General features: G+C 69.9%; 4 protein-coding genes and 1 tRNA gene. 1 reads left to right on the top strand and 4 read right to left on the bottom strand.

What is annotated here, in order from left to right:
• Nucleotides 1-310: 310 nt before the first annotated feature.
• On the top strand, nt 311-1,693 hold the full coding sequence (locus D1643_RS08965) for a PLP-dependent aminotransferase family protein (RefSeq protein WP_160710296.1): 1,383 nt from the start codon (nt 311-313) through the stop codon (nt 1,691-1,693).
• Between the two features lie 636 nt (nt 1,694-2,329).
• On the opposite strand, the gene proC is transcribed toward D1643_RS08965, so the two are convergent.
• From proC to D1643_RS08945, 4 genes are all read right to left on the bottom strand, one after another.
• Nucleotides 2,330-3,124, bottom strand: a complete 795-nt coding sequence (gene proC, locus D1643_RS08960; RefSeq protein WP_160710295.1) for a pyrroline-5-carboxylate reductase — start codon at nt 3,122-3,124, stop codon at nt 2,330-2,332.
• 760 nt (nt 3,125-3,884) lie between these two features.
• A tRNA-Ala gene (locus D1643_RS08955) sits at nt 3,885-3,960 on the bottom strand.
• Between the two features lie 262 nt (nt 3,961-4,222).
• On the bottom strand, nt 4,223-5,587 hold the full coding sequence (locus tag D1643_RS08950; protein WP_160710294.1) for an ATP-binding protein: 1,365 nt from the start codon (nt 5,585-5,587) through the stop codon (nt 4,223-4,225).
• Nucleotides 5,588-5,819: 232 nt separating this feature from the next.
• Nucleotides 5,820-7,588, bottom strand: a 1,769-nt coding sequence (locus D1643_RS08945) for an iron ABC transporter permease (protein WP_236643503.1), incomplete at its 5' end; no start/stop codon positions are given.

Raw genomic sequence — 7,588 nt, 5'->3', positions numbered from 1 at the left:
CGGGCGCGCCGGCGCCGGGCGGCCGCAGCAGCCCCAGGGCGGGGCGCGTCCCCTCCCAGGCGGCGGCGAGCGCCACCAGTCCGGCGGCGCAGGCGGCGGCTATGGTGCCGATTCGAGCCACGGCCCCCCCTTCGACTGTCGCTGGCTCTCCATGGTACTGGATGATAGAGAAGCATCGGTTTTGCCCGGAAGGGACAGAGAACGGTAAAATCACAGGGACAGTTGGCTCAGGCGGAGGAGGACGGTCGGCGCCGTCGCCGCTCGCCCGGGCCCGCGGCAGGCCCCTACCAGCGAAGGCGGTGAGGCGGACATGCTCATCGATCAGCACAGCGACGTGCCCATCTACCAGCAGATCTACCAGAAGATCCACGACGGCATCGAGGACGGCTCCTACCCCATGGGCAGCAAGCTCCCCTCCATCCGCGGCCTTGCCGACGACCTGGGCTGCTCCCACAACACCGTGGAGACCGCCTACCACCTGCTGACGAGCGAGGGCCTCGTGGCCAGCCGCCCCGGCTCGGGCTACGTGGTCCAGGACGTGTCGTTCCTGGAGATGGACGCGCCTCGGCGCCCCGCCCCCGATGCCGCGCCGGCGCGCCGCATCCGCTACGACTTCACCTACGGCGACCTGGAGCCGGGCAGCTTCCCCGCCGCGGCCTGGCGCGCCATCACCGACGACATCCTGCTCTCGGTGGAGAACGTGGGCTGCGACGCCTACAACGACCCGCTGGGCGAGGAGGAGCTGCGCGGCGAGATAGCCTGGCGGCTCAACACCCAGCGCGGGCTTCACTGCACCTCCGAGCAGGTGGTGATCCAGGGCGGCACCCACAGCAGCGTCCAGAACCTGCTGGCCCTCTTCCCCGGCGACACCGTGGTGGCCATGGAGGAGCCGGGCTACGACGGGGTGCGGTCGGCCATAGAGCGGGCCCGCGTGGCCGTGGCCCCCTGCCGCATCGGCCGGGGCTACGAGCGCTTCCTCGCCGACCTGGACGCCAGCGGGGCCCACCTGGTCTACGTGACGCCGTCGAGCCAGTTCCCCACCTGCCAGGTGATGCCGGTCGACCTGCGCGAGCGCCTGCTCGCCTGGGCCCGCGACCACGACGCCTACATCCTGGAGGACGACTACTGCCGCGACTTCCGCTACCGCGAGCGCGCCCTGCTGCCGTTGGCCAACATCGACCTCGAGGGGCGCGTGGTGTACATGGGCACCTTCTCTAAGTCGCTCTCCCCCGCCCTGCGCATGAACTACCTGGTGCTGCCGCCCCGGCTGCTAGAGCAGTGGCGCGCGACGTTCGGGAGGTCCTACGCCGAGGTACCCTGGCTCAACCAGGCGGTGCTCGGTCGATTCATGCACGACGGGTGGAACCGCCACCTGCAACGGGCCCAGGTGCGCAACCGGCGCAAGTACGAGGCGCTCACCGGCTCCTTGCGCGCCGCGCTGGGAGACCGGGTGAAGATACTGGAGAACGGCACGGGGCTGCACCTGCTGGTGAACGTGCCCGGCGGCCGCAGCCAGGACGAGCTGATCGAGGCGGCCGAGCGCGAGGGCGTGGCGGTCTACGGCACGAAGCGCTACTGGGCGAATACCGCGAACGCGCCGGAGGGATGCGTGCTCGTGGGGTTCTCGGCCATTCCCGAGGGCGACATCGAGCCCGGCGTGCGCGCGCTGGCCCGCGCCTGGTTCGGCGACTAGCCCGTTGGGGGCGTGGTGGGGCACCAGGCGTCAGGCGACGGCCGTCGAGGGGGTTCCTGGCCAAAACTCCCTTGGTTTACGCAGATCTTGTCGTCCCCTGGCCGCCGTGGGGGAAGGGGAGGCTCGCTCTTCCCCGGTCAAGTTGATAGCCAGTTGGGAATAATCGAAAGCGGAGGCCTTGAGAATCCGGGGATCCGCGTAAACCGGGGTGGTTTTGGCCGGAATCTTCCTCAGCCCGGCAGGAGCGGCCGAATGGGGGGGGGACGGCCCGTCCGCAGTGCTGACGGAGGGGGCGAGCGGTCCTCTCGAAGAGGAGCGGGTGGGGACGGCCTTTCAGGGGGGGTTGGCGGAGGGGCGGCTCCGGGCGGAGCCGCCGAGCCATCGGAGTCGCCGCCGCTTTTGCAGGGCGGCATCCGTGGGGCCGGAGTTTCGCCGATTTCGAGGTTTCTGGCCAAAAACACCGTGGTTTACGCAACTGAGGCGCTGCGCGGGAAAGCGCCAGCAATCATCGTCTCCGTCTTACCAGGTCAAGGTTATTCTCTGCCGGAAATAGCTGTGAAGACCGCGAAGGATGCCCCCGCCAAGCGCGGAAAACGCGGTGTTTTTGGCCAGAAAGCCGCTAGCGGGCTCGACGGCCTAGAGCCGCTGGGCCTTCTCCACGCAGGCGGCGACGGCCTCCATGACGGCGGCCCGGAAGGCACCGGCCTCGAGGGCGGCGACGCCCTCGATGGTGGTGCCGCCTGGAGAGCACACCATGTCTTTGAGCTCGCCGGGGTGACGCCCCGTCTCGAGCAGGAGGCGCGCGCTGCCGGCAACCGCCTGGGCCGCGAACTCGACGGCCTGTGCACGCGGCATCCCCGCAGCCACGGCGCCGTCGGCCAAGGCCTCGATGAACATGAACACGAAGGCCGGCGAGCTGCCGGCCACGGCGCTGGCCGCGTCCATCAGGCGCTCGGGGATGACCGAGGCCGCCCCGCAGGCGCCCATGAGCCGCAGGACGAGCGCCTCGTCCTCAGCCGTGGCGCGCGGCCCAGGGCAGACAGCGGTGCAGCCCTCCCCCACGAGCGCCGGCGTGTTCGGCATGCAGCGAATGAGGCGCACCGGCTTGCCGAAGAGGCCCTCGATGCCCTCGAGGGTGAGCCCCGCGGCGATGCTCACGACAAGCGTGCCGTCGTCCACCGCACCGCGCACCTCGGCGACGACCTCAGGGAAGAACACCGGCTTCACAGCCAGCACCAGCACGTCGGCTTGGCGCGCCACCTCGACGTTGTCGGCGGTGACCGCGATGCCGAGCTCCGCCGCGCGACGCTCGCGCGTGGCCGCGGTCTTGGCCGACCCGACGATGTCGCCCGGCTCGACGATTCCCTGGGCCAGCAGCCCGCCGATGATGGCCGTCGCCATGTTTCCCAGCCCGATGAACCCGATGCGCATCCCGCGCCCCTTTCTCGTCGCGATGTCGCCGGACAACGCGCCGTCGCCCGCAGGCGCCGGCCGCCCAGGCGACGTTGGCATCCCATTATAGGACGACCTGCCGCCCCACGGCGCCCGGCATCCCGCCGCCGCGCAGCCGCGAGCCGCAAAGTGGCCAAAACCGACGACCTGACGACAGCCCGAGCCCCCACGGCAACCCTCCGCACGCGCATGGCGCCGAGTTTACCCAGGTCGCCGTCGAACGGCATGCCCGCGCAGGCAGAAAGCGGGGCGAAACCGGACAGCCGTCGTCGTCAGGTCGTCGATTTTGGCCAATTGAGGCGCGCAAGCTGCACCGCGACCGATGGCGCGGGGTGCCCGAGAGGGCGCCGCAAGCCCGACGCAGACGCGACGGAGCCGATCAGCCTGGCCCGATCGCAAGCCGGCCGCTGCCCGAGCCGCCCGCCCAGGCGCCGCCGTCGACGGCAGCGGTTGGTGGCGCACCGAGCGCAGGACGTTCGATGCCGGCGACGGGCCCCAGCGAGCAGCGCCCTCCCCCAGCGCCGAGTAGAATCCGGGCCGCGCGCCGGCGCCGCGGAGTCACCGCCCTCAACCGGGCCCTTTCGAACCCCGGTGCGCTCTTCCGCGACCACGCGCTAGCGAACCTGCGCCCGGCAGGCGGCCACGCCATCCTGCGCAAGCGCTTCGGGTTGCGCTCCTAAGGATCGCGCGCATAAAAAGCGGGGCCGGATCGTGTGATCCGGCCCCGTCCGAGTTACCGTGGTGGAGATGATGGGATTCGAACCCACGACCCCCACGTTGCGAACGTGATGCTCTCCCAGCTGAGCTACATCCCCACGGGTCATGCGCCTTGGCGCAAATCGATATGATGGCGCAACGCCGCAGGTTTGTCAACGCGCAAAACGTCGAATTCCACAAACGCGCGGCGGAGGCGCCGGCACGCCCAGGAGTGGCAGCCAGCCGCAGCGCGCCCCAAACCGGACGGCGCCGCCCGGGACGCGCCCGAGGCGACGCGCCGACGGTCGGCAGCCGGTTGCGCCGGCCCCAGGCCAGGCGCCGGCGCATCGCAAGCCCCCTGACGCCGGTCCCACGCCCCCCCTACAGCTCCACGACGAGCGACTCGGGCAGCCCCTCGGGCTTGACGAACGCCATCATGTACCAGGGCAGGTACGCGATGGTGGCCGGATCGTCGCGGCCGTCGGGCAGCTTCACCTCCACCGCCACGTTCTCGCGGCAGAACACATAGGCCAGATCCAAGCCCCACTCCCGCACGCGCAGCACGCTGTCGAGCGACGCGTGGGCGCGGAAGATGCGCCCCGACTTCGCCTCGATGGGGATCACCTTTCCGCCCTTCTGCACCACGAAGTCGATCTCGCCATGCTTGGCGCGCTCGTAGTAGAGCGCATCGAAGCCGTTGGCCGTGAGCATCTGCGCGAACGCGTTCTCAAGCACCGCGCCCCAGTTCACATCCAGCTGCCCCTGGAGAATCTTGAACTGCACGCCGTCGGCGAGCTGGGCCGTGAGCAGCCCCGTGTCGCACAGGAACAGCTTGAACATGCTGTGCTTGACGTTGAGCCGCAAAGGCGCCACCAACTCGGACACGTTGAAGCAGGGCAGCCCCACGCCGGCGTCGGCCAGCCAGATGAAGTCGCTCTCGTAGCGCTCGGTGCGCGCGCTCTTGGCCAGGTCGGACAAGCGGAAGCGCTTGTTCTGCTTGTCGAGCTCGGCGGGGATGGCATCGAAGATGGCGCGCACGTGGGCCTTGTTGCGGGCGTAGCGTGCGATGTCCATCCGGTAGAGGGCCAGGATGTCCTGCTGGACCTCCAGGGCCCGCGCCACGTCGCGCGTCTCGGCGAAGCGGGCCACCACGGCGGGCATGCCGCCGATGGCCAGGTAGTAGGAGAACAGGCGCATGAGGCGGCCGTGGACGGGCTCAGGCACCACGCACTGGCGCTCGAAGCATTCCCGCGCCAGGTCGAGTACCTCCGGCTGCACGTCAAGCGCCCAGCAGAACTCCTCGAAGGTGAGCGGATAGAGGCGCAGCACCGACTCATAGCCCACGGGCAGCGAGGGCGGCTCGCAGTAGCTCACGCCCAGAAGCGAGCCGGACTCGATGTAGTCGAAGCGCCCGTCGTCCACGAGGAACTTGATGGCCGTGCGCGCCCGCGGACAGGCCTGGATCTCGTCGAGGAACACAAGGGTGCGGCCCGGCTCGAGCGGACGGCCGGCGAAGGCAGACAGCAGCGGGATGACGGTGGCGGCGTTCAGGCTGCCCTCGAAGATGGCCTTGGCCTCGGGCTGGTCGATGAAGTTGATCTCGACGAGCAGGTCGTAGTGGGCGCGGGCGAACGCGCGCACGAGGTAGGTCTTGCCCACCTGGCGCGCCCCGTCGATGAGCAGCGCGCGACGTCCGGGCTGAGCCCTCCAGCGCTCGAGGCGCTCATAGGCGGATCGTCTGAGCATGGCGACTCCCCTCCCGCTGGCAGCCTCCGTGCGGGTCAACCCCGGTACAAGGCGCTCCTGCGACGAAAACAGCAAAGTGATTTGCCTAGTATGCGACGAAATCCGAAGAATGAAAAGATGGTTTTGCGACGAAATAGAGAAAATGAAATCATGTGTCTGCGACGAAATAGCTGAAGTGCCCCTGCATGCCGCTCCGGGGGCCGGCCTCTCCAAGGCCAGCCCCCCTCCTGAGTCAGCCCCGCCGTCGCGGAGCCTCGTCGATGCCGAGGCGGGCGGCATCGAGGCGCAGGATGGCGAACAGCAACGCGCAGCACAGCGCGATGACGAGCGCGCCATAGGCCATGGACACGCCGATGTGGTACTCCTGCATGGTGGTGACGATGCTCACGGCGATGGGCCGGTTGTGCACGCCGTAGAGCAGGGCGGACATGGTGTACTCGCCCATGGTGCGCACGAACGCCAGAATGGCGCCGGCCAGCACGCCGGGCACGATGGCGGGCAGCACCACCGACGCGAAGGTGCGCGCAGGGCCAGCGCCCAGGCTGCGCGCCGCCTCCTCGGCGTTCTCGCGCACGCCGCCGACGGCCACACGCGACGAGCTGAGCAGGAGCGGCAGCGCCATCACGGCGTAGGCTACCGGCAGGATCTCGAAGGTGCCGATGAGCGGCCGCCCCAGCGAGAACACCGACGGCGCGCTGAACACGTTGATGAGGTCGATGGCGATGACGCTAGCCGGCATGCACCACGGCAGCATGAGCAGCCCCTCGAGCAGCGCCCCGGGCAGGCTCTTCCCCTTGCGGGTGGCGTAGGCCACGGGCACCGTCAGCACCAGGCCCGCCCCCACGGCTAGAAGCGCCATCATCAGGCTGTTGCCCAGGGGGCGGAAGGTGCGCGGGTTGGTGAAGACGGCCTCGTAGTTGCCCAGGGTGGCCCCAGTGGGGAACACCTCGGTCATGATGGACTGGGTGGACATGAACGACAGGTAGAAGATGACCGCCACCGGCAGCAGCACCACCACGAGCTGCACGGCGGCAAACGCGGTGAACAGCCCGCGCGCCACCCGGCTGCGCCCCACATCCGGGCGCCAGTAGACCGCCCGCGCGCCCGCCGCTGCCCGGTAGCGCCGGGCCAGCCCCGAGCAGAGCGCCGTGGCCGCCACGCCGATGGCCAGAAGCACCATCACCTCCACCGAGGCCAGCACCATATCGTAGTTCGCCTTCGCCATCACGATCTGCGTCGAGAGCACCCGGTAGGTGCCGCCGATGAGCGCCGGCGCCGAGTACGACCCCACGGCCGACACGAACGTGGTCATGGCCGACACGATGACGGCCGGCCGCACCACGGGCAGCACCGCGTCGCGTACCACGCGCCCCAGACCGCCGCCCAGGCTGCGCACCGACTCCACCACGCTCGCGTCCACGTACTGAAGCGCCGTGTAGACGTTCAGGTAGAAGTACACGTACTGGGTGTAGGTGATGACGAAGACGATGCCCCCGAAGCCACCGAAGCCGAGCACGGGCCCCTCGGCGCCCAAGAGCGCCCCGAGGACGCGGGTGACCATTCCGCTCTCGCCGTAGAGCTGCATGAACGCCACCACGATGACCACCCCGGGGATCATGACGGGGCTCATGAGCAGGATCTGGACGAGGCGGCGGTGGCGCCGGCAGAAGAAGCGCACGTAGACGGCGAGCGCCGTGCCGACGACGCCGCAGGTGAGGGTGGAGGCAGCGCCCACGGCAAGCGTGTTGAGCACCGCCGTCTGGTTCACAGGATTGGCGAGGAAGTCCCCGTAGACGGAAAGGCCCGCCAGCCCCCGCCCGTCGAGGGACACGCCCGCGGTCTGGAGGGCCGGCACGAGGATGTAGCCCACGGCCAGGAAGGCCACCAGGGCGAAGTAGGCGGCTGCCGCCACGCGCAGGGGCGTGAGCGCCCGGCCGCGAGGTCGACCCCGGAGGCGCCGGCCGCCGCGCCCAGGCGACGCAGCCGGCGGCGCGGCCGCCA

The sequence above is a fragment of the Enterorhabdus sp. P55 genome, assembly GCF_009911695.1.
In the GTDB taxonomy this organism is placed as follows: Bacteria; Actinomycetota; Coriobacteriia; order Coriobacteriales; family Eggerthellaceae; genus Enterorhabdus.
The sequence above is the reverse complement of the archived record's forward strand: the minus strand, read 5'-3'. Positions and strand labels throughout refer to the sequence as shown.

What these genes read in the sequence shown, in the direction of transcription:
- D1643_RS08965 (WP_160710296.1), top strand. Translation starts at nt 311, where the DNA reads ATGCTCATCGATCAGCACAGCGACGTGCCCATCTACCAGCAGATCTAC.
- proC (WP_160710295.1), bottom strand. Translation starts at nt 3,124, where the DNA reads ATGCGCATCGGGTTCATCGGGCTGGGAAACATGGCGACGGCCATCATC.
- D1643_RS08950 (WP_160710294.1), bottom strand. Translation starts at nt 5,587, where the DNA reads ATGCTCAGACGATCCGCCTATGAGCGCCTCGAGCGCTGGAGGGCTCAG.